This window comes from Stygiolobus azoricus (assembly GCF_009729035.1).
Taxonomy (GTDB): domain Archaea; phylum Thermoproteota; class Thermoprotei_A; order Sulfolobales; family Sulfolobaceae; genus Stygiolobus; species Stygiolobus azoricus.
The window spans coordinates 1,876,090-1,901,114 of sequence record NZ_CP045483.1; the positions used below are offsets into that span (position 1 = coordinate 1,876,090).

The following is a 25,025-nucleotide window of genomic DNA, read 5'->3' on the forward strand; positions in this document are numbered from 1 at the left end:
GAAATATGAAAAACCGTTTATATCTTTACATGCTTATGAGGGAGGCTTTCTTCAGTTCGTTCAGGACCATTACGATAGGTTCTCTTACTTGTTCAGGAGACAAGTTTGCCTCTTGACTTATCTGATTTACGATTTGAGTTACGGTTCTGTTACCATCACACATCTCCCATACGTAATAAGCTATGGGAGCTAACTCGTAAACTTTATCCTCAGAGACTTTGATTATATAACCTTCTTCATCTTCACTCTTATCTATGAACTCGCCAATCTTTTGGGGTTTTAAGTCCTTTACTTGGTCGAAGCTAAATCCTTCTTTTTCAGGACCTAAATCACTACTCACTCTTCTTCCTCCCCTTCGTCTTCTCTCCTAGGTCTCGGTCTCCTTCCTCCAAACCTTCTTCCTCCCCTCTGAGGAGGTCTTCTGTAGTCTCCAGCTGATGGTATGTTTTCTGGTATTTGGTCTGCCTCTGGAACTCCGTCTTCTTGTGTTTCTGTTATCTGAGATTTACTTCCAGCGTTTAACTGAACTTGTCCTTTGTAAGCGGTGGTCCATGCATTATCTATCTTTACTACCGAGCCAGCCTTAACAGAACCAGCTAAGTTTCCCCATAACGTTAACTTTATCCTACCTGTTTCGTCTCCGACTATCGCTTCGCTTATAGTTCTTGTTCCGTTCTTTGTTTGTATTTGTCTTGGTTCTCCTGCTTCTATTACTCTTACAGTTAGGTTTACGTTTTCCATTCCAGGTTTTAAGTTACCTACTTTTTCTTCTCCCATACGATTCGACTCTCGAAATTTGTTAATAATGATTTTCTCGTCGTAGTATAAAAATTTATGTGAATCGTTAATTAAGAGGAAAAACACGGTTACATGTGTTAAAAAACAAGAGCAACTAAATCATATATTTAAAACAAGAAATGTAATTCATACTAATGTCAACTTTTAAGCTAAGTATCTATAATAATCATGGGATACTACTGTGAGTAATAATCTCAATCAGCTATTAGAATATCCTAAAAAATTTGTAGAAGCGTTATCTGCTCCTTTCGTTGGTAGAGAAGAGGAGGCAAAAGTAATAACTTTGGCTTTGCTCTCAAAAGAGCACGTAATACTTATAGGTGAGCCCGGAACCGCTAAATCAGCATTAGCTAGAAGAGCTGCTGAGCTGCTTAATGCTAAGTTCTTCATGTATCTCCTAACCAAGTATACTGAACCCGCAGAGTTATTCGGTGCACTTGATATAAATGCATTAAAGCAGGGGATTTATAAAAGAATAACAAAAGACAGACTTCCAGAGAGTGAAATCGCGTTTTTAGATGAAATATTCAACGCGAATTCCGCAATTCTGAACGCCTTACTATCATTGCTGAATGAGAGAGTTATTTATGACGGTTACAACGTCATTAAAGTCCCCTTGAGAACTCTAATATCTGCCAGCAATAGAGTACCTGATGAACCAGAGTTAGACGCTCTATATGACAGACTCTTGTTGAGACACTATGCAAGACCAATAAGCGAAGATCTATGGAAAGATTTGATAAACTCCGCTTGGGACTATGAGTTTTCGGGGAAGTGGAAAGTTTCCGAACCACTGATGAGCATTCAACACTTGGACGATCTTTATACTCTAATTCCTCAAGTCGACTTGTCAGCGGTAAAAGGTAAGTTGCTGAAACTTTATGCAATCCTTGAGGAGAAAGGTATACACTTAAGCGACAGAAGAAAGGGTAAGGTTTTGAAGATTGTATCAGCTCACTCAATATTGAATGGAAGGATGAAAGCACTGGAAGAAGACCTAATAGTGTTAAAGTATATAGCACCCAAGGAATTAGACGATTTCGAGAAAGTATCAGCCCTTCTCTCTGAGGAGCTGAAAACTCCTATTAAGTACATGAAGGAGTTGAACGAGATATATTCTAACGTCAAAGAAGCAAGTAAATATGTGGAAGCTGCTAATGAGTCAGACCCTAGGTTGGTTGAATTAATAAGGAGCTTAAGGGCTACTAGAGATAGAGTGTTAGCTCTAGGTAAGGAAAGCGGAGATGACAAAGTAGAGGAGTTTTCAAAAGAGGTTATAAATGAGATTGACAAATTATTAGAAAAAGTAGCTAGAAAGCTGGGGATATATCCTTGAGCGATGGGTTTTTAAGAGGAGTAGATTATGATGACCCTCTAGTGAGATACAGAGGGGAGAGGATTAGTTATACTCTGAAAAAACTTCTAGGTAGAGAAGTTCAATTAGATGAAAACTTCCTCATAGATACATTTTATCTCCACTATTTACCGATGCCGATCCCCAAGACCAAGAGTGAAGTATCAAAAGAAAGGGAGATTATGCTCAATTTTATAGATATGATGCTTAACTCAGACCTTGTCTTAAGAAACAGAGAGTATTCGATAGCTAATTCCGCAGTAAGCATGGCACTATCTGTCAGTTACGTCCAGAATTTGATCGAAGAGCTGGAGAGAATTAAGAGAACCTCTCAGTCCCAAGAGGAAAGGCAGATGGCTGAGCAAATACTAAACGGTCTTATGAAAGGTAGCGGAATGAGAGAAGGTCAAAAGAACACTGAGACACAGCAGAACCAACAGATGGAGAAACTGATGAAACAAGTTCATGAGAAAGCACTAAGTAAGGCTATGGAAGACGCTGAGTCTGTAAGGAGTATGCAGAGAATTGTAGGAGGAAATGGAGCTGGTACCGGTTCAATTCTTAACTTTGAAGGGGAAATACATGAAGTTCTCAGGCTTGCTAGGAACACCGAGATTAAGAAGATTCTAGAATTCTTAAGTGGTATGCCGAGGCTTGGCAGTTACACTAAGAAAAAGACTACTAGATTTTCAAGAGGCGAGCTTTACGGTTACGAGGAGGGTTCAGATCTAGAGAGGCTCGTTCCCTCCGAGCTGGCTTACCCTGAAGAGTTATTTTACATAAAATTGGCGGAATCCCAGTTACTACTGTATCAGAAGAGGATAAAGGAAGTTTTAGGGCCAATTTACTTGCTGCTTGATAAATCAGGCAGTATGGATGGGGAAAAGATAATTTGGGCTAAAGCAGTAGCATTAGCACTGTACAGTAGGGCAAGGAGAGAGAACAGAGACTTTTACATAAGGTTCTTCGACAATATACCTTATCCCTTAATAAAGGTCATAAGGAACGCTAAAAGTAAGGATGTAATAAAGATGATAGAATATATAGGTAAAATAAGAGGAGGCGGAGGGACTGACATAAGCCGGTCTATAATTTCCGCATGTGAGGACATTAAAGAAGGTCATGTTAAAGGTGTTAGTGAGATAATATTACTAACTGACGGAGAAGATAAGATAGCGGAGACGACTGTTAGGAGGTCATTAAAGGAGGCTAATTCCACACTGATAAGTGTAATGATCAGAGGAGACAACGCGGATTTGAGAAGAGTAGCAGATCAGTATTTGGTCGTGTATAAGTTAGATCATGAGGACTTACTAAGAGTTGTAGAAACGTGAAGACGGAGGTCTCAGTATCATTCACCGCTAATGCGGCGTCAACTGAGCATGGCGTCGCCTATATTATGATCTTAGAAAAAGTATAAAAATGTTGAGAGACCCGAACTCTGACTAATGTGATGAGGAAGCTTTTACTGAAGAAAGATATGACTGCAAATATTTCAAGTCTTCTTCTAAGTTTTTTTCATTTTCTTCTTTTATCCACATCATACCGCCTGCAGCGTCTACAATTTCTCCTTTTAACTTTAGATCCTTAACTCTGTCCTTCCAATTAAATACGTCCTTAGAAATAATATAAACGTATAAGTCTCCTTCGTTTCTCAAGTGAACTTTCCCCCAGAAATTACCGAAAGAGTACTCAAATTCCTTGGCAAACGGTGGTTTACCAGGTCTTTCACTCACAGCATACCAGCCTTTCGTAATCTTTCCTCCTAGTTTAGTGAAAATATCAGCAATAACTTCCTCGTCCATCATATAACACCCTTACTCTTTAGTACCTCGGTAGCATATTTACCTATCCCTAATTCTTCGGGTGAAAATCCGAAGGCTAGTCCCAGTAATTGTGTGATATAAATCGCAGGCATTGTCCAATTTACGTTAAATTCACTCATTATTCTAGTTTGTAGCGAGTCTAATTGTAAGTGGCAGAGACTACAAGGGTGAACCATTATGTCCGCTTGTTGATCCTTGGCACTTTTGAGTACATTAAAAGCGAGCTTAATCCCGACTTTAGGGTTGCTACCCATTAAGGGGAATCCACAACAAGCCTTGTTCATAGGGAAAGGAACTGGAGTAGCACCAGTAGCAGCTATCAGGTCTTCCATACTATGAGGTTTATATGCTGATTCAAAACCCATAATCTCCTCTGGTCTTAACATTTGGCAACCGTAGTAAGATGCTACCCTTAATCCAGTTAAAGGTCTCTTTACCCTTTCCTTGATCTTCTCAACTCCTACATCTCTCACTAATACCCACACTATGTGTTCTGCTGTCGCTTTACCCTGATAACTAATTGATGTTCCCTTCATTCTCTTTTCTGCTTCTTTTCTCAGGTCCTTATTCTCTTTATACTTGAACGTAGCTAATCTGTGGCTGTGTAAGCATACACTACACGGTGTGACCATTTTAGTATATCCCATCTTCTCGACTATAGATAAGTTCCTGAGGTTTAATGCAATATGACCTATTTCGTCATATTCGTCTAAGAACCCTCCCCCGCAGCAGTTCCAGTCTTTGACTTCCTCTAACTTGAGACCGAGAGTCTCAAAGACCTTTCTGGTGGCTATATCTACATCTTTCGAAAGTCCGTGAGATGCACAACCGGGATAGTAGGCATAGGACATTTTACTCACCTCTTAATATCTTTCTCACTTCAGTTATATTCTCTACGGGTTTCTCTTTAATGAGAGCATAATTCAGTTTACCGCTTTTTAGCAAGAATATCATATCCCTTAAGGATCCGATGAGGCCGTAAGTACTTAGGTAAACTTTTGCTTCCTCAATTTTTCCACTTTCGAAGATTGAATTAAACACTGCTTCTGTGTGCTTTTCTCCGGTCTCTATAACCGGAGTTTTCACCTTAGCTATCTTCGTATAAGCCCTAGTCTTCTTTATTGCAGTAACAGGCTCGACATCTCTCGGACACACGTTATAACACATATAACAATAAGTGCATCTCCATGCACTGTCTAGTAATATTTTCTCTCTTTCTTCAGTAATTGTATCCCTCGGATCTGCTAAAAATCTGAACCCCTTTGCATGAGCTGCAGGGCCCAAGAATTCTGGGTCGTTTCTAACACTCGGGCAAGAAGATACGCATAGCCCACACCATATGCACTGTGCAAACTTCCACAACATCCTCTGGTCTTCGGGCTTCAACCTGTGCTCAGCTTCTCCTTTTAAAACTTGTTCGCTTGGATAAAGTCTCGGCTTTACTTTATACATTCTCTGGTAAAAGTCATCTAAATCTACTATTAGATCCTTGATCGGTTTGAAGTAGTCCATTGGCTCTATAGTGATTACGTTACTTTCATACTTCTTTACCATATCTAAGACTAGGGTCTTACACGCTAGCCTCGGCTCCCCGTTTATTTTCATCCCGCAGCTACCGCATACAGTCATGTGGCATGACGCTCTGTAAGCTAGGGTCGGGTCTTGTTCAGTTTTTATCCTTCTCAAGGCTTCAGTAAACTGTGTAAACCTATCTACTCTCAACTTATACTCCTGCCACCAGTTACCTTTTTCTGGGGAAAACCTCTTTACTTTTATGATTACTTCCACTTCTTCGTTCTGTAAGGACATGACCATCACCTTTTGTTTAGTATACTCTTTCCTCAGGTTTCCACTTGGTAATTTTAACGGGCTTATAGGTTATCTCTACTGTGTTACCCCTCAGATATGCAATTGTGTGTTTTAGCCAGTTCTCATCGTCCCTCTTCGGATAGTCTAATCTATAATGAGCACCTCTAGACTCCTTTCTGTTAAGTGCTGTTGAGGCTATAACTAACGCTAAGTCCAGCATGTTCTTCATCTCTAACGCGTTATAGAACTCAGTGTTGTAAACTTTCGACTTATCCAATACGTAAGTGTCCTTTGCCATTTCTCTTAGCTTTAGTATTTCAGATATTGCATTTTTCATCCCATCCTCATTTCTGAACACACCTACATCCTCCCACATGACCTCCCTTAATTTATTGACTACTTCTCCAAAATGGACTCCACTCTCTCTCTTGACAACGTCGTAAGCTAACTGTTCCGCTTTTTCCGACTCTTTATCTATATCTGATGATGGCTCAGTATAGGACTTAAGGAATTCGACTACCGCTCTTCCAGTTTCCCTACCGAAAACCAAAGTTTCCAGCAGGGAGTTGGAACCTAGTCTATTAGCACCATGGACAGAAACACAAGCGGCTTCTCCAGCAGCAAATAGACCTATTATGTCGGGGTTTCTACCTTCAATGTTTACGTCTATGCCTCCCATATAGTAGTGCTGAGCTGGTCTTACCGGAATCATCTCTTTGGTAGCGTCAATTCCAGCGAAGGCTTTTGCAGCTTCATATGCCAAGGCAAGTCTTTCCTTAATGTACTCCTCACCTAAGTGAGTTAAGTCAAGGCCTACATATCCACCAGGGAAGCCCCTCCCTTCCTTAACTTCGGTAAGGATAGCCCTAGAGGCTATATCCCTAGGGGCTAGATCGAGTTTCTTAGGGGCGTATCTAGCCATGAACCTCTCTCCTTTGTTGTTTCTGAGAATTCCTCCCTCGCCTCTAGCTGCTTCGCTTATGAGAATGTCTGATGGGTAGAGAGCTGTGGGGTGAAACTGGACGAATTCAGGGTCTTTTAACGCTACACCTGCTCTCAGAGCCATTGCATATCCGTCGCCAGTATTGATATAACTATTAGTGGTGTGTTTATACAGCATACCCATGCCTCCTGAAGCAATTACTATAGCCTTAGCTTTGAAGAATACCGGAATCATGTTCCTCATGTCGAAGGCAACTACTCCCCTGACCCTGCTTTCGTCCCTAACTAACTCCCACGCAAACCACTCGAAATAAAAGTCTACTTTTTCAAGACCTGATGTCCTCTCGTAAACAGTATGAAGGAGTGCCATTCCAGTTTTATCACCAACAAACCTAGTTCTAGGATACGTCTGCCCTCCGAAATACCTTACAGCAATTCTACCATCGGGTTGCCTATTGAATAATGTACCCCAACTTTCTAGGATCCTGACGATCTCACCTGATTTGTAAGCTAAAAGTTCTGCCGCATCTTGATCTACCAGATAGTCTCCTCCTTTAATCGTGTCGTAAGCCATGTAATCGGGGTTGTCATTAGGGTCAGAATTTCCATCTATGTAAGCTGCTATTCCTCCTTCAGCAGCTGAAGAGTGGGATCGTGTGGGGAAAACTTTTGAAATTACAGCAACACTATATCCAGCAGAAGCTATTTCATGAGAAGCCATTAATCCAGCTAAACCAGCCCCGATAACCACTACGTCATAATTAACTTTCTCCATAAGATGATTGACGTAAATTCATTTAAAAACCTTGTTCATATTAATTCTTGCAAGGTACGCACAACAAATTTAGGTTTAACATCACTATTCTCCACGTCCTTAGTGGTAGAAATACCTGTCAAAACTAGAACAGTATCTATACCAGCATTTATCCCCATTTTTATGTCAGTCTCGAGTTGATCTCCTATCATGACGGCCTTGTTAAACCCTCTGTCTAATTTTGTTATCATGAAAGCTACCTCGATCATCCAAGGGTTAGGTTTACCTGCGATAAAGTCTGGTGTTCTTTTCAACGCATAGGAGATGGCATTGGCCAACGCTCCAGCACCCAGTTTAAGACCATCCCTAGAAGGCCATAGTCTATCCATGTTAGTCACAATGAATTTAGCTCCGTTATATACTGCCCTCATCGCGGCAGAGAGTTTTTCGTATGTGCAAAGCCTATCTAAGCCTATAACTACAGCGTCAGGTGTCTCCTCTTCTAAGTCTCTCGTGTTAAGGAGCCTAAAGCCGTGGTTTTTAAGTTCCTCTACAAGCCCTTCCTCTCCTACTACAAATACGGTCTTTATATCAGTTTTTTCTTTCATGTAGATCGCAGCAGCGGTACCACTAGTTATAATATGGTCTGGAGAAATTTTTAGACCTAAGGAATTGAGTTGCCTAGAAAGGAGAACTCTACTAAAACCTGAATTATTCGTCAGGAGTAATACTTTATGGCCGGAATCGATCAAACTTCTTATCACGTATATGTTAGGCCATATTGGCTCTCCTTCTCTCATTAACACTCCGTCAACGTCACTAATTATTAACTCGTAGTCATTTAAGGACATTTGTCTCAAGCTCTTTAACTTTTTCGCTGACCTTAATTTTTAATTCACTTTCATTATCGCTAAAGCCGAAATACCCGAAGGGGTAGTATAATAATTCCTCACAATTCCATCTTCCGGTAAAAGCTGGGGTGATTTTAAAGTAGTATTTGCTGTATCGCCCGCTATAAACCCCTATTAGAAACACTTTTCCTCCCTTCTCGGCTATGTAAATTTCACATTCGTCGCTACTTTTCCTTAGCAATTTATCTACTCCTAAGTCGTCCTTAGACAACAACATTTTAACCCCCATATCACTGTTAAAAATGTGAATTCTGAAGCTATTACGAGAAAATATTACTCGAAGATTAAAAGTTTACCAAATATTAAGGTGATTTCCGGCATATCGGTTCTCGAGAGCGCTCTAGTTTACTTACGAAGCTTAACGCTAGGAATAGAATATTTCATCTCATTAATCTTATACTTCTCAGTCCTGTTAATTCTTCTGAGGGAACTGAAAGTCACGTTGTTTTTCTTGGACTTAACTGCGTTTATTTACCTCATTTTTCCCTTTTTTTCGAGAGACTTCCTCTTGTCATTCGGCATTATTTCCCCTCTAGTAGGGTACGGAAGCTTAGCCAGTAAGTCGGAAGCAAAAGCTACTTTAATAATGTTTTTGTCCACTTTTATACCATCTATAGCTTTTGGCTTTAGGTTAGACATATTAATTTATTCCATTACTATCACGGGTATTTTCTACATTTACATTTATTTATTGAACAGAAAGGGAGAAAAGCTTACGGGTCTCAAGTCGTTACAGATTGTAAGACCTTTCATAGAAGGGATAGTTAAAAAGGACTACGAGGCATTAGAGAAATTCCTTGACGGGCTAGGGATTAAAACTAACTTAAGGATCGGTATGTTTAGGTTTACAGATCACTTCTTTGTCCTACCGAAAATACATTTCGGGCTAAGCGGCGAAATAGGTAGCTCTAAGTTCCTTTACCACTTGGAAGAGTTGAATCCAAACAACATAGTTTTTCACGGTCCTGGTAGTCATGAGATAGATATTACAAGTAATAAGCAAACCAAAGAGGTAGCTAAGTTAGTCTTTTCCGAAGAGATTAACGAGGCAAACTGGAAGGATCAAACCTTTTATGGGATATACCCTTGGAGCTCTCGTTGTAATTTCAGGGGTGTTACACTATTGTTTTCAAACTCATCCCTCACATTCGTTGAGAGACCTGACAAGGGGATAGATGACCTGCCCTTGAAACTGTGGGATTATGTGACGAAGGGTGCAGACTATATTGTTGACTGTCATAACGAGTATTTAAGCGAGGAATTACCACGTCACTCGGATAAATGTATAATAGAAAACGTGGAGAACGTGAAAAAGATCAGGAGATCGGCTACGTTAAAACCACTACTTGTAGCTATAAAGGAAGGTACGGTGAAAAGTTGTGAAGGATTATGTAAGAATGTGGTGAGGGTGATAGTAATTTCAGATGGGGAAAAGAAAGTAGGGATAATTTACCTATACGCCAATAACTCCGATCCTTCTCTCACTAAAGCGGTTAGAGAAAGAATAGGTAAACTTGTGGATTTCCCTCTTTTAGTTACACCTGATGATCACACGTGTACGGCGTCTTCTATAAGAGAACTTTATTTACCAGCACAATATTGCAAAGAACTATTAGATCTGGCCGAAAACCTTACGAGAGAGGCAATCTCGGACTTGAAGGAGGTAAATGTTAGCGTTAAGGAGATAGATGTAAAAGGTGTAAAAGTTTTAGGAAAAATGCTTTCGAACTTTGTAACTGCTTTGGAAGAGGTGGGAAACTACACAATAAGGACTTTTTGGATACCGCTAGTTTCCCCGTTGATGTTGTCTTTGTTGCTTATACTAATTACTAATGGCGTTATTAAACTCTAGTATTGTACTATCTACGCTTTCTTTCCACTGGTTTAACATTTTAGGAGATTGAGGGTAGTTGAGGTATAGTTGTTTTATCCTCTTCATGTAGTCAGCAACAGTCTTTAACTTGAACAGTAGAGAAGGTCTACCTAAAGCTGATATAACTCTCATAGCTTTATCCGCAGCTGACAAGTGCAAGTCCCCTTTCTCGCTTGCCTCAAGTAGGTCTTCCTCCTTTATGACTTTCCTCTTCATCCCGTAATCTATGTCCTCATCGGTGAGTTTTTGTAGGAACCTTCTGAATATATCTAAGCTGGCTTGTTTAGCTCCGTATTCGTTTATGTAGCATAAGTTCATGTTCCATAGACCGTTTGTAGTAAAGTCACCAGTCTCATATGCTGATAAGATAGTCCTTGCTGCACAGTACCCTGAGATCATTGCTGATCCCTTACCACCGCCGTGAACTGGGTTGACTGTATAAGCTGAATCGCCGACTACTATAATTCCATTCCAGACCATTGAATAGAGGGGTCTTCTCGTCGGAACGAGTGCCCCTCCTTTTACTAACAACTTATTTTTGTCCACATCAGGTGCGTAAGTGTCCAAGTACTTCTTATAATACTCGTGGATACTTCCGTATCCCATACCTCCTTGAATTCCGAGTCCCACATTCACCTTATTCTTACCCTTAGGGAAGTACCACCAATAACCTCCTGGGGAGGCTTTTTGAGTCACGTATATCCTCAAATACTCATTATCTTCTATATCATCTTTAGTTAATAAGACCTCTCTGTACGCAATATCTGTATCCCTTTCGTCTAAGTCCTCAGCTACTGGAAGAACTGGAGGTAATTTACTTCTGAAACTTCTGGAGTAACCAGTAGCCTCAACTACCACTTTAGTGTACACCGTAACTTCTTCATTAGTTCTTCTATTGTTCAATACAGCACCTACGACAGTATCATGGTCAATAATGGGTTTCACTGCTGTCGTTTGATCCCAGATCTCTACTCCTTTAGCTTCTGCTTCTCTGAGTATCCTTTGGTTATAAGCCGGTGCGTTAAGCTCGAATCCTTCCCCTTTAACAGTCCAAACGGTCTCCATATCGGGGCTGTACAATTTTATACCGCTTATTTTGTTCTCCAACTCATCCCCTCTCGGATAAGGCATACCGAGCCTATCGAAGTGGGCTTTACTTACAGCATCCCCGCAGGGTTTATCTCCTATTCTATTCCAAGGTTTACTGTCTATTAGAAGGACTTTCAGCCCGTGTCCTGCTAGGTGGTAAGCAGTACTTGCACCTGCAAAACCGCCTCCAATGATTAACACATCATACTTTAATTCCTTCAAATTATTCACGCTATTTCTCTTACTCAATTAGTAGGCTTTAAAACTATTTTCTACTTATCCTATACACTAGGATTTCTGCAGTTATCCTTAAGTAAGTTTGCACGAATGTTATTAGGCAATTGAGAAAATAATTTCTCTATTAAAACTCTGTTTTCGCTATCGCAGTAAAGGAGGACTCCATCAAACTCTTTTTTACTATTTTCCTCCACGACTTTAGCAATGTCGTCCCTTTTCCATAAGAAAAGTTCGTATCCTATGTCTATATTGTCTAACATTGGCTCCCTTATGTAATCTACGACCTTATGGAAAGGCTGTTCTGATATTACGTTAATAAACGCTTTTTTACTCCCACTTGATCTTACGTCTGCAAAGACCTTCCTGAAGGTTTTCTCTAAGTTCTCATCTTTCATTGCTACAAGGACTAATAATGCTTTCATCTATTTTTGCTCTTGTTGTAAAGTATTAGTGTTTTTCGCTGGTTTGAGGAAATACCGAGTATTTTCTAATATCTCATTTATTGTAAACGCTATAATATTATACTGTGATAGCTCAAGTAATATACCGAAAATTCGACGAGAAAATTGAGGAGATTACTAAGAAACTAAGGAAGTTAGGGGCTGAAATAATATTCACAAAGGGGGAAAAAGATGCTGTCTGGATAAACTCCTATAACGTTTGGAGTGAGGGGGATGAGTATGACGTAGAGGAAGGCTATTACGACGTTAAGATTTACGAAATGATAAAAAGAACGAGGTTCGGGGTCAGCTCTTAATTTGGCGTAAGAAGTGAGAAGAATCAGTAATGACTAAGTATCCTCTAGCTTCCGGCGGGTACTCCCTAGTGATACCACCTACGTATATAACTCTTGCCAGCTTATCTATCTCAAGCCTTTTCTGTTGTGCAATTATTATCCAATCCCAAGGACCTGCTCCTACGTTCCTCCTGAGCTGATCTACGTCACCTTGGTGACCATGTAGTATGTAGTATTTAACCGAGGAGACCTCCGCTATGTACATTGTAGTACCTATGATTTCCTCCCTATATCTAGGTTCTGCCATTATACATTTAAGTGCATGAGGATCCATATCTCCTTGAATATAGACTATCTGAGCCCAAGGGGCTATACTCCTTATAACATACAAGACGTCAATAACTCTTGGACACTCGTAGTCCCAATAACACTGAGTAGTATCCCCGTCAAGTACAATAGTCTCTGGTTCTTCTTTTTTGATTATCGAAGATAATGTACTTTCAACGTGCGGTTCTGGAAACCTTATGTTACCCATTACTAGGATCTTCAATCCTAAACCCGTTATTACTATTATGTATTTTAACTATTTTTTATTTTCTCAGAAAGGGTTAGCATTAGAATTTTATAACTCGTATTCATTATTCTTTTTGAACCAAATTGGAGACGAGGACTACGGTATTACTTTCGGTAATATTGCTTATACTTCCTATAGTACCAGCATATGTGTTAAATTATCCAGCGTTCTTGGTAGCTTCAGCAATAGGTCTCATTATAGTTCTTTATATTATGTACTCTAACCGTACTTGGAAAACACTTAAGGGAAAGGTAGTAGGGACGTACTTCTCCGGTGTATTCGCCGTAGGTGTAACGTTAGGGATATTCTTCTCAGCCTATTCAAAACCGAAACTTTTTGCGGAGACTGGTCTAATATTCATAATACCATTCATAGTCCAATTCCTCCTTTTGCTGAAAGACATATTACCATCTATGATTAGTAAGGAGTTACTTTACTTCAGCAACGGTTACGTACCTTTTCTTCTGGTACTGATAATAGGTTCGGTGATCGGAAGATTTTTGAGTTCATTTTACTCACTAATAATTTTATATTCAGGAACTTTAGTGGTAGCTATTCTAGTATTTTTATACTTTAGGAGAAGTGGGTGAAATGGAAGTAGCAATAGTAGGTGCAGGGCCTGCCGGATTATCTTTAGCTTGGTTTTTGAAAGGTACGAAATATAACGCTACTGTTTATGAAGCGTTAGACGATGTCGGAAAAAAGCCTTGTGCTTGGGGTCTTATGAGCGGGGTTGAGTCCTTACTCCCGATCACGAAAGATAGTATAATTAGCGAGATTAAAGGCTTCAGGATTTATTTGAACGATAAGCTCATACACGACGTAAGGGGAAAACAAACTCTCGGTTATATTATAAATAAACCCTTGTTTCTGAATCATCTTGCAGAAAGGCTCAACGTTAAGTTTAATTCGAAAGTCATTAGGAAGAGAGAAGGGGGTAAAGAGGAGTACTATTTGGTCAACGGTGAGAAGATTAACGCGGATATGGTAGTAATTTCTAATGGTCATTATGAACTACCTAAGGATCATACAATACCGGCAATTCAATATATTACGGACTACAAGATAGACCCAGAGATAGTTGAGTTTTACTTCTATAGCGATTTGTTAGGATATGCATGGATATTCCCCGATGATAAAGGTAGTAAGATAGGGATAGGGGGCTATGCTGATATTAATTTTCTAAAGGAGAGATTATCTAAATTAGTAAAGGGTAAAGTGTTCACTTTTCACGGGGCAAGGGTCTCAGATTATGGTATTGAAGAGCAGAGGCTTAAGGAGAAGAAGTACGTCGGAGAAGCTTTAGGTACTGTATACCCTCTCACTGGAGAGGGCATAAGACCTTCAATACTGAGCTCCAAAATCTACGCTGATTCGCTTTTAGAGGATAAAGATTTCGTTAAGGAGTTCAAATCCTCAAAGCTATACTTCACGATTCAAGCCCAGGCTAAAATAATAGATGGTGTGAAGAAGAAAATCATGAGTATTAGTTTACTTTCTAAGCTATTAACTAAAAGCGACCCCGACATTGTATACAAAATAGCTATAGGAGACTTTGGCATGTCCGATTTAATTAAGTTGTTTGGGAGGTCACTATTATGACCTATATTCTCGACGATATAGATAAAAAGATAATAAAGATACTTCAGGAAGATGCGAGGACTCCGTTTTCTAAGATAGCTAAAATGTTGAATTTAAGTGAATCTACAATACACATGAGGATGAAGAGACTGAGAGAGAACGGGGTCATAAAGGGGTTTTACGTAGATATAGACCCTGAAGTGATAGGTTATAACGTGGTAGCTTTCGTTATGATTAAAGCTGATCCCAAAAAATATGAGGGAATCTTGAAGAAGATCTCCGAGTTCAAAGAGATTTTGGAAGTTTACGACGTTACCGGTGAATATTACGCCTTATTAAAGGTGAGAGTTAAAACGAGGGAGGAGTTAGCTAAGGTTCTCGATATGATAGGAAATATGGACGGAGTAACTTCAACATATACAATGTTCGTCTTGAGGACTATTAAGGAATTGAAAAGTATAATTTTAGACTGATCGGTGCGAGAGCTCGTCATCACATTTTCAGCCGGTTTTTTAGTCCTCATTTCTTAAGTTTCTGAATTAGGTGCTGGATAATATATTTTGCAGGGTTTACGTTAGTCGCTTGATAAAATCCCTTCCAGAGCGGAGCCGCGTTTACCTCAAGCACTTTATAACCACCGTCTAAATCCTCGACTATGTCGAGACCAGCGTAATCCAGTCCCATGATGGCTGTAGACTTCAGTGCTATCTCCTCAAGGTATTTGTCTGGTAAGATAACTTGTGTTAAAGCTCCTTGAGCAACATTGGTCTTCCAAGAGGTTTTGTTTATCCTATATATACTGCCTATTACTCTATCTCCAACCACGAAGACTCTTATGTCTCTTTCCGGCTTTCTCACGTATTTCTGTATGTACACGGGTTGATTTACGGACAAAATCGATTTAGCTATCCTGAACGCTATATCTGGGTCTGTAACTCTTACTGCTCCGAGACCAAGGCTTCCCACCAAGGGTTTTATTACCACCTCTTTCCATCGCTCTGCAAGTCTCATAGCTTCAAAGGGACTTTCCACTAATGCGGTCTCAGGTATAGGGATCCCTGCACTTTTTAGCTTTACTAAGCTGCTAAACTTATCTCTAGCGTTGAACATGGATTCAGGCTTATTAATTAACGTTACACCGTTGATTTCCATAGCTTTCAGTGTGTCGAATCTTTTGATAAGTTGTTCAGTGGAGGATATGAAACCTAAGTTCCTTACGACCCCTCCGTCTATCATTAATGTCTTTCCTCCATATGTAAATTCAACACCATTAGTTGTAATGACCGGATTTATCTGTGAAATCCTTAAATATATTGCAGTATGACCACTATTCTTTATTTCTAGAAGTAATTGCTTAGAAGCCTCAGTAACCTTTTGAGACTCGTGGATCACTGCAATTTTAATAAGTTATCACCGATCTTTTCCTCATACGAGTCGTTTTTATAGTTTATTAATACCCACCTCGTTAAGTAAACCTGCTGTAAGGAAGTCGGGAATAGATATTAAAGCTTCCCTAAACTCTTGTCTTACGTCTATTTTTCTCACCAATGATAAATAGTTAGATACAGCACTATTATATTCGGCCTTAACATATTCCTTGTAATCTGCACCTTTCAAGTCATAAAGCTGTTTTGCACTCCCTACTAATGCCTTTAACTCTCCTTTTTCGTATTTATATATGTCTATGTAATCGTCTATGAGCTGGTAAGCTATTCCTAATTCTTTTCCCAATTCTATCGTAATATCCACCACGTCTTCTCTTTTCGCTGCAAAAGCAGCTAGCATTGTAGACAGTTTAAAGAGGCTCGCGGTCTTATATTCTATAGTCTTCATATAATCTATAGGAGTACCAAAAATGTCCTTTAATGCACCTATAGCAGTATCCCTCCAAAGGTCAATACTTAACTTTAATGCCCTTTCCCCGTAACTCGAGATAATGTTCAGTGCGGAAGGAATAAGAAAGTTGGTAATGAATATCACCCTTCTGTTTGTGTAAACTGCCCAAGCCGCCTCTACTCCTCTCCTTGTAAGGTCGTAATCAACAATGTCATCTAAGGCTAGGGAAGATGAGTGAAGGATTTCAGTGGCTAAAGCAGCTTTATATGAATTCGACTGTTCCCCTCCTAAAGCTTCAGTGAAGAACATGGTAAGCGTTGCCCTGAACCTCTTACCGTCCTTCAGAATGTATTTACTTACTTCCAATAACTCCCAGTCTTTTATATCTGATAAGTAATCTTCAATCAGCTTATCAACGATCTCTTTAGTACGTCGCCAATAAGTTAGAAAATCCACTTCATAACACTCTCGCAGGTTGCTTAAATAAATATGTTAAAATTGATAAATAAATTGGTGCAAGTAAAGGATCAACGTCGAAGATAATCTCCCTCACGTTCTTTCCTTTAGCCCTAAGTTCGAATTCCATACGCCTGACCGTTAAAACATCGGCTCCAGTAGTTATAAATGTATATGTATTGCTAGAACCAAGAAAATCCTCGTGGCTCTTTATTTCAGTATTAAGGTATTTCTGCATTAAATTGCGTGCGGGTAAAAGAAGCGGGGAGAGAACAATTAAACCGTTGAATTCTACTTCCTTAACTTTTTCTTTCAACCATTCCTCTAATGTGTTAAGGGAGTTAAGCTCCTTTAAGATTTCCTCACTCCTCTTGTTTTTGTTTATGGATGAGATTTCCTTGAGGAGAGATAAAGACGTCTCTATTTCACATAACTCTCCTTCTTTACTCAAGATTTCCACATCACCCTTACCTTTCTCCTTCTTCATGTCTACGTTACATGTTATCAGATATCCTTTTCCCCCCAGAGACCACATGGAGTCCAAAAAAGGGATGACGTCGTTTTTGTCGTGTAGAAACGCAATTACGTTATTAACATCAGCGTAAGGCTTCTCAGAGAATAAGAAGTCGTATAAATTAACGAGCCTCACAACTTTTTCCGACAGTTGTGAAAGGGATCTGTAGAGAGTGAACGCTTCCAATTCACTCTTTCTGTTGTACACTATAGTGAAATCCGAGCCAATTGAGGATAAAAAAGGAATCGAGAAGAGGTTCAGACTAAAGCGGTCTTTAGGGAATTGCAACAACTACACTCTCCGTCATTAGGTTTCTCTGGTAACCTCTTGATAACTTCATATAGGAGCTTTCTGGCCTTTTCAGTGTTCTCAGACATGACTTTAGTAACCTCCTCAGCCGTAACTGGTATATCCGCGAAAACGTCATAGTCCGTAACCATTGCTATGGTTGTGTAACACATCTGTGCCTCGCAGGCTAAGTTAACTTCGGGAACCAAAGTCATCCCTATTATATCAGCCTTAAAGACTTCCTTCCAAACCTTACTTTCGGCTCTTGTCGAGAACCTAGGACCCTCTATACATATGTAGGTGCCGGAAGGGTGAGTAGTTATCCCTAAATCCCTCGCTGACTCTATTATTATCCTTCTGAGGTGGTTACAAAATGGGTCTGCCATCGATACGTGAGCAACTACGGGACCATCAAAGAATGTATATTCTCTACCTTTTGTCATGTCAATGAACTGGTCAGGGATTACGAAGTCGCCAGGCTTATAATCGAGCCTTAAGCTCCCAACAGCTGAGACAGAAATTACCCACTTAACCCCCAACTCTTTTAACGCCCATATGTTAGCTCTGTAATTTATCTTATGAGGAGGGATTTTATGTCCTCTTCCGTGTCTGGGTAAAAAGGCTACTTTCTTCCCCTCTAACTCACCGAGAATTATGTTGTCGCTGGGTTGACCGTAAGGTGTATAGATCTTTATCTCCTTCACGTTTGTGAGTATTTTCGGATCGTATACTCCAGAACCCCCTATTATCCCAATTGTTGCCTTATCTTTCAGTTCAATCATCAAAGAGTTTTTTACGTTCAAATATAAAAAGTATAAACCATAAACTTGATAAAGGTTTAGATATAGATGTCATGGGAGTGTTAAATTGCCTAAGATACCCGTTAAGGTAGTAACATGGGACGAAGTTGTAGAGTTGTCAACAAGACTCGCGGAAATTATTAAAGAGGATAAATACCAACCTGACGTAATAATAGCAATAGCGAGAGGAGGTTTAGTACCAGCAAGAATAATTGCCGATGTATTAGGAGTTATAGATGTGTTGTCTATAAAGGTAGAACATTGGGTGGAAACCGCTTCACACACTCCTCAGGCTAAGGTTAAGTACCCGTATAAGCTGGACTTAAGTGGTAAGAAGACTTTGATTGTGGACGATATAACTGATACCGGTGACAGTGTTGAGTTAGCGAAGAAATACGTATCTGAGAATTTCTCTCCAGCAGTGATTAAGACAGCTACAATGCAATATATTAAGCCAGTAGCTAAGGTCAAACCAGATTATGTAGCTTCAATAGTAGAGGATTGGACGTGGTTTATGTATCCTTGGAACTACTGGGAGGATGAAATAAACCTTGTAAGAAAATTAATGAATGAGGGGGTTAAAACTGAGGAGCTAGAGAAGAAGTTTGTAGAAAGTTATGGTGTAAAACCACCTATTTCATTACAGAAAATACTTCAAGAAATGAAAAGAAGAGATCTTTTACCTTAGCATATGATAAAATGTAATTTGCTAGAAAGTAAATTAATTATTATCCTAGTATATCTTATACCTTAACTTACCTATGGCTCCTCCGAAAGTCTTCTTTACCCATTCCCCGTCAGGAAGTTCATCTCCTATCACGTACACTTTTGCACCGTAGTTCTCCGCCTCTTGTGCAAGTTTTTCCAGCTCCGAGCCAGGCTCATCATACACAACTAGAGAGTCTATCGCACCCATCTGTAACGCTTTTCTTATATCACTAATTCCGTAAATTACAAGCCCATCATCCTTGGCAAGGTGGTATTTTATCTCTTCAAGTAAGTTCTCCACTTGAATGTACTTCTGGTTCTTCAGCAAATCCTGTGCTTTCATTACTAACTCCTTAAGCCCTGCATCACCTTGATCTGGTACGTCAAACAATGGTTGTAATACTAGCTTCTTCAGCCTGTAATCCATATAGTCTCCTTCGTAAAAGTCCTTCTTAGCGTACCCGGGACCCCCTATTAGTATCCCTTTCATCTTTTTGTTTTCGACGAACGGTATGAAGAACGCATTTACTTTTTCTCCTACCTCTTTAAGGAAGTTAGCGTACATTTCCTCAATGATTCTGTCAATTCTTCGCTGTGACTGACCACCCATCATGTGTTTGCCTGGGACGAAACCCTCAAACTCCTCTAAGACTTGAATTCTGGTACCTTTCAGTATACCTATCGTCGCATAGTCTCTCTCAACTATTATTAACCCATATACGTCTGACTCCTCTATCATGTCCTCCAAGAATTCCGTATGGAAAGACTTATCAGTGCGGTAGAAGAATATGGGTACTTTTTCTGGTGGCGAGAACATGAAGCATTTAAACTCATTTGTGTCGAAGTTTTCACCGCAGAATAATACTAAACCGTTATCTGGGACTTTATTGATTTGGGTTAACCTATCAATAGCGGATTGTATAGCTGAAGTTACAGCATCTCTCGTTCGCTTTAACTTAATGTTCTGTGCTATAGACGCTTCTTGTCTCAATAGGTTAAGAACATCTGGTATAGGTCTGCCCGGAGGTATGTATAAGGAGAGTAGAACTGTTGCTGGCGCACTCCATTTCTTTAATTCTCTAATTAGAACCTTCAATTCTTGTCTACTTATTAAGTACTTGTCAAAGACTCATCCCTAATCGAGGTATATTTACGTGATAACACCTTATAAAATTAAAGTCATGAAAGAAAAAATTGTCACCTGACTAGAGCCAGAAGGAATTCCCCAATCATTATCGAAAATACACCTGACAAAAAAATGCCATCAAACGTCCCCATACCTCCAATGCTCACTATCTGCGGACTTGCCTTAATGATCTTACGCATGTTAAGTAAGTCTGCTCCGATGAGTGTTCCTAAAACACTACTTATGTAGGCGGAAATAGGAACGAAAAGTGGCGTGTTAAAGAAGAGGATCAAGCTCACGAATGATGAAGTGACCGGTGCAATCAAAGGATTCATTACGACTCCTACACCAGGCATTACCTTCGAAAAGTGATGAGAAACTATAACTACTATTATTGTATTAACCACGATCAGAAGAGGGATATAATAGGAAAGTTCAGCAGTGAAAAACAATAAGATTGAGGATATTATTACCGGTACGATTGCTCCTCCAACGTTTATCGCAACTAAAGTTTTTCTTATTTCGTATGAAAGTCTTGGTACGTACAAAGGAATGCCGAAAACATAAATTACGTCAACACTGGGCATCAATGCCTCCCTATTTATCTCTTTTAAGACTATATTAACCGGGCTGAAGGCAAAACTGAGAAATGAGAAACTAAAAGCTAAGAGAAAGCTATACACGTCGTTTAAACCAATACTCTTAAAGAGGAATGCGAAATAACCAATAGTGACTATCAGCATTAAAAAGGCGAAAAAGAAGTAGATGACAGCGAGTATCCCTCTTACATGATATATAATTAAAATTCTAGGCGGTTTCTCGTAACTCATTAAACATTATACTCCTAACCTGCATAAATAATTCACTCTAACGTAATCCTCATACGTGTTCATATTGTAAATCTTTGAAGAGAAGTACTCTACGTCTTGATAATTACTCATGTTAAACCCCCTCCACAAGCTTATCCCTACGTATTCCCCTTGGTTTTCCAAGGAGCAAATATCCGCTTCGCATGAACTGATGAGGATCTCAACAGCGTCAATAGGTATAATAGGAGTATCAGCTGGAAAGACTAAAGTCGGGATACCTACCTTCTTAACAGCTTCATATACATCCATTTCATAACCTCGTCCCTCTGTTATTATTTTGGGTAATGCAGAGAAAATTAAAGGAGAAGAATTGGTAATTGCTAAGAAGACTTCTTCTGCAAACATCCTAGCCACTTGATAAACGCGATAATAAGAAGGTAAGCCACAAACCTCCACTAGCGGTTTCAAAGGGGTGAACCTAGTTCCTTTACCTCCCGCCATTATAATAGCTTTCAATTCTAACCAACTCCTCTTCGAAGTCTTCAGTATAACTTTTACCGTTAATAATGAGCTTCGGTTCTCCTTTTTTAAGTACACCTACTACCTTACCTCCCATATTCTCCAGTTTTTTAACATCGGGACTCTTAGCAATCGCAATGAAGCAGCCTGAAGAAATAAGTTGATACGGGTTAACATTTAACGCTCTTGCTATTTCTGCAGTTTCTTCCGACACCGGAATTTCAGACTTTACCTCGAGAGTTAGGTTTGAGGCTTTGGCTACCTCAAGCAAGGCTTGATAAACACCGCCTTCCGTAGCATCATGCATCGCTACAACGTAGTCCTTGACCTTTAATGCAATGTCTTGTACTGGGATCTTGTACTTGTATTCTTTAGATCTTTTTATGACCTCCGCTCTAACTCCCTTTTTCAAAAGCTCGTCTTCGAATTCGTTAGCGAGAATCCAAGTCCCCTCTATTCCCGCCGTTCCGAAAACCAATACGTAATCCCCCTCTTTAGCGTCGGATAGCTTCATTATCTTATCTGAGAAAGAGAAGGCAGTAGTTACCACAATATCTCTGTTCAAACCTTGAGTTACTTCCGTATGACCGCCTACTACACTACACCCGAGTAGTTTACAAGCTTCGTTTATCCCCTCAATTGCGTTGTCAAGCGAGTCCTCACTTTTCAGCAATAGAACCGTGGTTACCCACCTACAACGTACTCCCTTCATATTAACATCGTTACATGCAATAACTACTGATAAAAAACCGGCATTCTTTCCTGCCTCAGTTATAGGGTCAGAATGGATTACTAAATATTTGCCTTCTGCATTAATGTAAGCGTCGTCTTCACCTATACCCGGACAAACTACGCAATCATCGTGAGGGATTTTGTTTAAAAATATGTTAATTGGAATTTTTCCGAAACGCATAATAGTAAATAAAACGGCAATGATATTTATGGATATCATAGTCATTGAGGACTTATGGAAGGTTTATAAGAACGGAATAGAGGCATTGAGAGGGATATCACTAAGAGTGAGAGAAGGCGAGGTTTTCTCCTTTCTAGGACCCAATGGTGCAGGGAAGACAACAACTATAAAAATCTTGTCCTGCATCCTTAAACCGACTAAGGGAAAAGTTACTGTAGCAGGTTATGAAGTTCCGAAGGACTGTAAGAAGATAAGAGAGATCGTAAGTGTAGTACCTCAGGAGTTCCAAGGTTTCTCAGACTTGACTGTAAGAGAGAATATCCAGTATTTCGCAAAACTTTACAAAGTTAACAACGTGGACGACGTGATTGAGGAGTTGGGGTTAAAAGAACATCAGAATAAAAAGTTTGGGGAGCTGTCTGGAGGACTTAAGAGAAGGGTGGCGATAGCTTGTGGAATAATCGGTAATCCAAAGTTGATTTATTTAGACGAGCCTACAGTTGGTCTAGACCCCAAGTCTAGGAGGAGTATCTGGGAGATTGTGAAGTCTTTGAAGGACAAGGGGATCACAGTTTTTTTGGCAACACATTACCTAGACGAGGCAGAAAAGCTCTCAGACCGTGTAGCTGTAATCTATAAGGGTAAGATCGTTAAGTTGTCAACACCAAGCGAACTCGTAGATGAGTTCAAAAAGGAGAATTTAGAGGAAGCTTACTTAGAGCTTATGAGACAACTAGAGGCTGATGATCAATGAGGAATGTAATCCCTACTGCTGTTGCAATCATTAAAGACAACTTGAGAAGTAGAATTACCTTGGGATTTGTGATAATATTTCCATTAGTATTAGCCTTTATTTTCTCCTTACTCGGTCAAGCTTTTCAACCTCATATAACTGTTTATGTTGCAGGAAATAATAGTAGTGAAATAGCCTCATACCTTAACCAGAGTAAACTATTTATTGCTTATGTTGGAGGGAACCCAAGTTACGTCACGTTGTATAACGCAATTTTTGTCAACTCTACTTCTAAAGTAATATATTATAGCCAACTTACAAGTAACTACATTCCCCTATTACAGTCATATCTGTCTTTATATTACTTTCATGAGCAAACACCATTTACACCTCAAGAAACTATTACGAGGGCTACTCCAGTAGCTTATGAGATTTCAGGCGTAGTTGGAGTAATAACACTATCTAATGGTCTGTTCGGAGTAACCGGTGTGGGTAGTGGATATTATAGAGATAAGCTTGTAGAGAGGTTAGCCTCATCGCCAATAAGGGATTATGAATGGGTCTTGGCTTTGATGATCTATGAGGTTGTAATCACGATTCTCTCTTCTATCGCTATCTTAGTAGTAGGTGCGTTAATGGGCTTTTTGCCAGATCTGGGACTTTCGTTTTTAGCAGGTCTAGTATTAGGAACTCTTATGTTTTCAGGTTTAGGTGCAGCGATTCTTGGTTTAACACCTAAGGAGAAAGTGTTCTTATCTAACATAGTTGCAAATTTCCTAGTTTTACCTTTAATGTTCATCAGTAACGCTTTCTTCTCTCCCTCTTTATTTCCATCATTTCTAAAGGCGTTTGCCGAGTATCAGCCAGTATCGTTGCTAAACGATGTAGTCAGAGAGACACTAGTCTTTGGTGAGCTTCCTAACCCGGTGTATTTAGTAGTGATATTCGTCCTTACCGTAATATTCTTGGGAATCGGTTCTAGGTTGTTAAGGCTTAGAGAAGTATAAGAATAACTGCTGACGAAAAACTAAAAAACTTTTAATCTTATTGTGAAACCCAAGGAGCCTTCGTTTTTGCCAAGAACGCTAAGATCCCATTAGTTGCGTCTTTAGTTAGAACTTGATCTGTAAGAAGTTTGAAAGCAGACTCTAACTCACTTTCATACTTTTTGAAAATAAGTCTTCTCATATTCATCAGAGACGAAGGAGCCATAAGTTTCAGTTTATCCATAACTTTCTGAGTTTCACCTTCCAAGTTATCACTTACGAAGTGGACTAGCCCTATTTGTTTTGCTTCTTCAGCACTTAATTCTTCTCCTAAAAAGGCTAGCCTGATCACGTTGTCAATTCCTATAACATCTTTACCTATAGTCACGAGTACAGGCGGGAATACTCCTATCTTTGCACCGGGTGCTGCAAATCTAGCATAAGGAGAGGCAATTACAATATCTGAAACGAGGAGTATTTCCATTGACGCACCATAAGCTATTCCTTCTACAATCGAGATCACGGGTTTGCTGAGGTTTATAATGGTTCTATACATTTCAAACATTGTAGAGAAAAAACTTGATGCGTACTCTCTGTTCTCATTCGCCGACTTTAGCTCCTTTATATCAGCTCCAGCTCCAAAGTTCTTATTTGCTCCAGTTAGGACTATAAACCTCACGTCTTTATTACTGTCCAACTTCTTTAATGTATCGATTATGTCGTACATAAATTCCTTATTCACAACATTGTATTTTCCACCAGTGTTGAAGGTTATCTTAGCATAATTTATTAATACCTCAGTTGTTAAGGTACTCATCCCTTATTATACCTATGCGAGAGAAATAAATATTTT

Annotated in this window: 30 protein-coding genes; 10 read left to right on the forward strand and 20 right to left on the reverse strand. The window is 39.6% G+C overall.

Features of this window, described 5'->3' with window-relative positions:
• Nucleotides 1-25: 25 nt before the first annotated feature.
• Together D1868_RS10325 and D1868_RS10330 are read right to left on the reverse strand one after the other, a co-directional pair.
• Nucleotides 26-340, reverse strand: a complete 315-nt coding sequence (locus tag D1868_RS10325) for a PqqD family protein (protein WP_156007797.1) — start codon at nucleotides 338-340, stop codon at nucleotides 26-28.
• Nucleotides 337-777, reverse strand: a complete 441-nt coding sequence (locus D1868_RS10330) for a single stranded DNA-binding domain-containing protein (RefSeq protein WP_156007798.1) — start codon at nucleotides 775-777, stop codon at nucleotides 337-339. Before D1868_RS10330 ends, D1868_RS10325 begins: the two co-directional genes overlap by 4 nt.
• A 202-nt stretch (nucleotides 778-979) precedes the next feature.
• Between D1868_RS10330 and D1868_RS10335 the strand changes: the two genes are divergently transcribed.
• Both D1868_RS10335 and D1868_RS10340 read left to right on the forward strand, forming a co-directional pair.
• Complete coding sequence (locus D1868_RS10335; protein WP_156007799.1) at nucleotides 980-2,134, forward strand: AAA family ATPase; 1,155 nt, start codon at nucleotides 980-982, stop codon at nucleotides 2,132-2,134.
• A complete protein-coding gene (locus D1868_RS10340) occupies nucleotides 2,125-3,486 on the forward strand; it encodes a vWA domain-containing protein (RefSeq protein ID WP_156007800.1) in 1,362 nt (453 codons plus the stop codon). Before D1868_RS10335 ends, D1868_RS10340 begins: the two co-directional genes overlap by 10 nt.
• 111 nt (nucleotides 3,487-3,597) lie before the next feature.
• On the opposite strand, the gene D1868_RS10345 is transcribed toward D1868_RS10340, so the two are convergent.
• Genes D1868_RS10345 through D1868_RS10370 form a run of 6 tightly spaced genes read right to left on the reverse strand, consistent with a single transcriptional unit; the run spans nucleotide 3,598 to nucleotide 8,611 of the window.
• Nucleotides 3,598-3,960, reverse strand: coding sequence for a succinate dehydrogenase (locus D1868_RS10345; protein ID WP_156007801.1), 363 nt, complete (start codon nucleotides 3,958-3,960; stop codon nucleotides 3,598-3,600).
• Nucleotides 3,957-4,829, reverse strand: a complete 873-nt coding sequence (locus D1868_RS10350; RefSeq protein WP_156007802.1) for a CoB--CoM heterodisulfide reductase iron-sulfur subunit B family protein — start codon at nucleotides 4,827-4,829, stop codon at nucleotides 3,957-3,959. Before D1868_RS10350 ends, D1868_RS10345 begins: the two co-directional genes overlap by 4 nt.
• Nucleotide 4,830: 1 nt before the next feature.
• Nucleotides 4,831-5,787 carry a succinate dehydrogenase/fumarate reductase iron-sulfur subunit gene (locus tag D1868_RS10355; RefSeq protein WP_156007803.1) on the reverse strand — a complete coding sequence of 319 codons (957 nt, stop codon included), beginning with the start codon at nucleotides 5,785-5,787 and terminating at the stop codon, nucleotides 4,831-4,833.
• A 16-nt stretch (nucleotides 5,788-5,803) separates the two neighbouring features.
• Complete coding sequence (locus D1868_RS10360; RefSeq protein ID WP_156007804.1) at nucleotides 5,804-7,504, reverse strand: succinate dehydrogenase flavoprotein subunit; 1,701 nt, start codon at nucleotides 7,502-7,504, stop codon at nucleotides 5,804-5,806.
• A gap of 35 nt (nucleotides 7,505-7,539) precedes the next feature.
• Entirely contained in the window at nucleotides 7,540-8,334 is a 795-nt protein-coding gene (locus tag D1868_RS10365; protein WP_156007805.1) for an HAD-IIA family hydrolase, read from the reverse strand.
• Nucleotides 8,321-8,611, reverse strand: coding sequence for a hypothetical protein (locus D1868_RS10370; RefSeq protein ID WP_156007806.1), 291 nt, complete (start codon nucleotides 8,609-8,611; stop codon nucleotides 8,321-8,323). Before D1868_RS10370 ends, D1868_RS10365 begins: the two co-directional genes overlap by 14 nt.
• A gap of 27 nt (nucleotides 8,612-8,638) precedes the next feature.
• Between D1868_RS10370 and D1868_RS10375 the strand changes: the two genes are divergently transcribed.
• On the forward strand, nucleotides 8,639-10,246 hold the full coding sequence (locus tag D1868_RS10375) for a DUF2070 family protein (protein ID WP_196770243.1): 1,608 nt from the start codon (nucleotides 8,639-8,641) through the stop codon (nucleotides 10,244-10,246).
• Here the strand turns inward: D1868_RS10375 and D1868_RS10380 are convergent.
• A complete protein-coding gene (locus D1868_RS10380; protein WP_156007808.1) occupies nucleotides 10,217-11,578 on the reverse strand; it encodes a digeranylgeranylglycerophospholipid reductase in 1,362 nt (453 codons plus the stop codon). The genes D1868_RS10375 and D1868_RS10380 overlap by 30 nt on opposite strands.
• A 59-nt stretch (nucleotides 11,579-11,637) precedes the next feature.
• On the reverse strand, nucleotides 11,638-12,015 hold the full coding sequence (locus D1868_RS10385; protein ID WP_156007809.1) for a DUF5751 family protein: 378 nt from the start codon (nucleotides 12,013-12,015) through the stop codon (nucleotides 11,638-11,640).
• Nucleotides 12,016-12,119: 104 nt separating this feature from the next.
• Here D1868_RS10385 and D1868_RS10390 point away from each other — a divergent pair, with 104 nt between their 5' ends.
• Nucleotides 12,120-12,350, forward strand: a complete 231-nt coding sequence (locus tag D1868_RS10390; RefSeq protein WP_156007810.1) for a hypothetical protein — start codon at nucleotides 12,120-12,122, stop codon at nucleotides 12,348-12,350.
• Here D1868_RS10390 and D1868_RS10395 read toward each other — a convergent pair.
• Complete coding sequence (locus D1868_RS10395; RefSeq protein ID WP_156007811.1) at nucleotides 12,340-12,879, reverse strand: phosphoesterase; 540 nt, start codon at nucleotides 12,877-12,879, stop codon at nucleotides 12,340-12,342. The genes D1868_RS10390 and D1868_RS10395 overlap by 11 nt on opposite strands.
• Nucleotides 12,880-12,986: 107 nt before the next feature.
• Between D1868_RS10395 and D1868_RS10400 the strand changes: the two genes are divergently transcribed.
• The 3 genes from D1868_RS10400 to D1868_RS10410 are packed head-to-tail and all read left to right on the forward strand — an operon-like array spanning nucleotide 12,987 to nucleotide 14,957.
• A complete protein-coding gene (locus tag D1868_RS10400; RefSeq protein WP_156007812.1) occupies nucleotides 12,987-13,493 on the forward strand; it encodes a hypothetical protein in 507 nt (168 codons plus the stop codon).
• 1 nt (nucleotide 13,494) lies between these two features.
• Complete coding sequence (locus tag D1868_RS10405; protein ID WP_156007813.1) at nucleotides 13,495-14,505, forward strand: NAD(P)/FAD-dependent oxidoreductase; 1,011 nt, start codon at nucleotides 13,495-13,497, stop codon at nucleotides 14,503-14,505.
• Nucleotides 14,502-14,957 (forward strand): Lrp/AsnC family transcriptional regulator, encoded by a 456-nt coding sequence (locus D1868_RS10410; protein ID WP_156007814.1) that lies wholly within the window; start codon nucleotides 14,502-14,504, stop codon nucleotides 14,955-14,957. Before D1868_RS10405 ends, D1868_RS10410 begins: the two co-directional genes overlap by 4 nt.
• A gap of 46 nt (nucleotides 14,958-15,003) precedes the next feature.
• On the opposite strand, the gene D1868_RS10415 is transcribed toward D1868_RS10410, so the two are convergent.
• Genes D1868_RS10415 through D1868_RS10430 form a run of 4 tightly spaced genes read right to left on the reverse strand, consistent with a single transcriptional unit; the run spans nucleotide 15,004 to nucleotide 18,360 of the window.
• On the reverse strand, nucleotides 15,004-15,876 hold the full coding sequence (locus D1868_RS10415) for a RimK family alpha-L-glutamate ligase (RefSeq protein WP_231112383.1): 873 nt from the start codon (nucleotides 15,874-15,876) through the stop codon (nucleotides 15,004-15,006).
• A 48-nt stretch (nucleotides 15,877-15,924) separates the two neighbouring features.
• Nucleotides 15,925-16,776 carry a hexaprenyl pyrophosphate synthase gene (gene gdS-2 / locus D1868_RS10420; RefSeq protein ID WP_156007815.1) on the reverse strand — a complete coding sequence of 284 codons (852 nt, stop codon included), beginning with the start codon at nucleotides 16,774-16,776 and terminating at the stop codon, nucleotides 15,925-15,927.
• 1 nt (nucleotide 16,777) lies between these two features.
• Nucleotides 16,778-17,578, reverse strand: a complete 801-nt coding sequence (locus D1868_RS10425) for a hypothetical protein (protein WP_156007816.1) — start codon at nucleotides 17,576-17,578, stop codon at nucleotides 16,778-16,780.
• Nucleotides 17,548-18,360, reverse strand: coding sequence for an S-methyl-5'-thioadenosine phosphorylase (locus tag D1868_RS10430; protein ID WP_156007817.1), 813 nt, complete (start codon nucleotides 18,358-18,360; stop codon nucleotides 17,548-17,550). Before D1868_RS10430 ends, D1868_RS10425 begins: the two co-directional genes overlap by 31 nt.
• Before the next feature lie 85 nt (nucleotides 18,361-18,445).
• Between D1868_RS10430 and D1868_RS10435 the strand changes: the two genes are divergently transcribed.
• The gene (locus D1868_RS10435; protein ID WP_156007818.1) at nucleotides 18,446-19,066 is read left to right on the forward strand and encodes a phosphoribosyltransferase; all 621 of its coding nucleotides are present in this window, start codon (nucleotides 18,446-18,448) and stop codon (nucleotides 19,064-19,066) included.
• A gap of 45 nt (nucleotides 19,067-19,111) precedes the next feature.
• Here the strand turns inward: D1868_RS10435 and prf1 are convergent, their stop codons facing one another.
• From prf1 to D1868_RS10455, 4 genes are all read right to left on the reverse strand, one after another.
• Entirely contained in the window at nucleotides 19,112-20,182 is a 1,071-nt protein-coding gene (gene prf1 / locus D1868_RS10440) for a peptide chain release factor aRF-1 (RefSeq protein ID WP_156007819.1), read from the reverse strand.
• 101 nt (nucleotides 20,183-20,283) lie between these two features.
• Nucleotides 20,284-21,042 (reverse strand): DUF1614 domain-containing protein, encoded by a 759-nt coding sequence (locus D1868_RS10445; RefSeq protein WP_156007820.1) that lies wholly within the window; start codon nucleotides 21,040-21,042, stop codon nucleotides 20,284-20,286.
• A 6-nt stretch (nucleotides 21,043-21,048) separates the two neighbouring features.
• Nucleotides 21,049-21,537, reverse strand: coding sequence for an NTP transferase domain-containing protein (locus D1868_RS10450; protein WP_156007821.1), 489 nt, complete (start codon nucleotides 21,535-21,537; stop codon nucleotides 21,049-21,051).
• Nucleotides 21,509-22,453, reverse strand: coding sequence for an AIR synthase family protein (locus tag D1868_RS10455; protein WP_156007822.1), 945 nt, complete (start codon nucleotides 22,451-22,453; stop codon nucleotides 21,509-21,511). Before D1868_RS10455 ends, D1868_RS10450 begins: the two co-directional genes overlap by 29 nt.
• A 28-nt stretch (nucleotides 22,454-22,481) precedes the next feature.
• On the opposite strand from D1868_RS10455, the gene D1868_RS10460 reads away from it, so the two are divergent.
• Together D1868_RS10460 and D1868_RS10465 are read left to right on the forward strand one after the other, a co-directional pair.
• Nucleotides 22,482-23,207 carry an ABC transporter ATP-binding protein gene (locus D1868_RS10460; protein WP_156007823.1) on the forward strand — a complete coding sequence of 242 codons (726 nt, stop codon included), beginning with the start codon at nucleotides 22,482-22,484 and terminating at the stop codon, nucleotides 23,205-23,207.
• Nucleotides 23,204-24,193: an ABC transporter permease gene (locus D1868_RS10465; protein ID WP_156007824.1), complete on the forward strand. Its 990-nt coding sequence runs from the start codon at nucleotides 23,204-23,206 to the stop codon at nucleotides 24,191-24,193. Before D1868_RS10460 ends, D1868_RS10465 begins: the two co-directional genes overlap by 4 nt.
• A gap of 37 nt (nucleotides 24,194-24,230) precedes the next feature.
• On the opposite strand, the gene D1868_RS10470 is transcribed toward D1868_RS10465, so the two are convergent.
• Nucleotides 24,231-24,989, reverse strand: coding sequence for an enoyl-CoA hydratase/isomerase family protein (locus D1868_RS10470; RefSeq protein WP_156007825.1), 759 nt, complete (start codon nucleotides 24,987-24,989; stop codon nucleotides 24,231-24,233).
• Nucleotides 24,990-25,025 lie beyond the last annotated feature (36 nt).

Excerpts from the sequence above, each read along its gene's own strand:
- D1868_RS10360 (WP_156007804.1), bottom strand. The coding sequence starts at position 7,504 with ATGGAGAAAGTTAATTATGACGTAGTGGTTATCGGGGCTGGTTTAGCT.
- D1868_RS10455 (WP_156007822.1), bottom strand. The coding sequence starts at position 22,453 with ATGCGTTTCGGAAAAATTCCAATTAACATATTTTTAAACAAAATCCCT.
- D1868_RS10410 (WP_156007814.1), top strand. The coding sequence starts at position 14,502 with ATGACCTATATTCTCGACGATATAGATAAAAAGATAATAAAGATACTT.
- D1868_RS10445 (WP_156007820.1), bottom strand. The coding sequence starts at position 21,042 with ATGAGTTACGAGAAACCGCCTAGAATTTTAATTATATATCATGTAAGA.
- D1868_RS10385 (WP_156007809.1), bottom strand. The coding sequence starts at position 12,015 with ATGAAAGCATTATTAGTCCTTGTAGCAATGAAAGATGAGAACTTAGAG.
- D1868_RS10345 (WP_156007801.1), bottom strand. The coding sequence starts at position 3,960 with ATGATGGACGAGGAAGTTATTGCTGATATTTTCACTAAACTAGGAGGA.
- D1868_RS10430 (WP_156007817.1), bottom strand. The coding sequence starts at position 18,360 with ATGATTGAACTGAAAGATAAGGCAACAATTGGGATAATAGGGGGTTCT.
- D1868_RS10355 (WP_156007803.1), bottom strand. The coding sequence starts at position 5,787 with ATGTCCTTACAGAACGAAGAAGTGGAAGTAATCATAAAAGTAAAGAGG.
- D1868_RS10465 (WP_156007824.1), top strand. The coding sequence starts at position 23,204 with ATGAGGAATGTAATCCCTACTGCTGTTGCAATCATTAAAGACAACTTG.
- D1868_RS10365 (WP_156007805.1), bottom strand. The coding sequence starts at position 8,334 with ATGTCCTTAAATGACTACGAGTTAATAATTAGTGACGTTGACGGAGTG.
- D1868_RS10350 (WP_156007802.1), bottom strand. The coding sequence starts at position 4,829 with ATGTCCTATGCCTACTATCCCGGTTGTGCATCTCACGGACTTTCGAAA.
- D1868_RS10460 (WP_156007823.1), top strand. The coding sequence starts at position 22,482 with ATGGATATCATAGTCATTGAGGACTTATGGAAGGTTTATAAGAACGGA.
- D1868_RS10405 (WP_156007813.1), top strand. The coding sequence starts at position 13,495 with ATGGAAGTAGCAATAGTAGGTGCAGGGCCTGCCGGATTATCTTTAGCT.
- D1868_RS10330 (WP_156007798.1), bottom strand. The coding sequence starts at position 777 with ATGGGAGAAGAAAAAGTAGGTAACTTAAAACCTGGAATGGAAAACGTA.
- D1868_RS10470 (WP_156007825.1), bottom strand. The coding sequence starts at position 24,989 with ATGAGTACCTTAACAACTGAGGTATTAATAAATTATGCTAAGATAACC.
- D1868_RS10370 (WP_156007806.1), bottom strand. The coding sequence starts at position 8,611 with ATGTTGTTGTCTAAGGACGACTTAGGAGTAGATAAATTGCTAAGGAAA.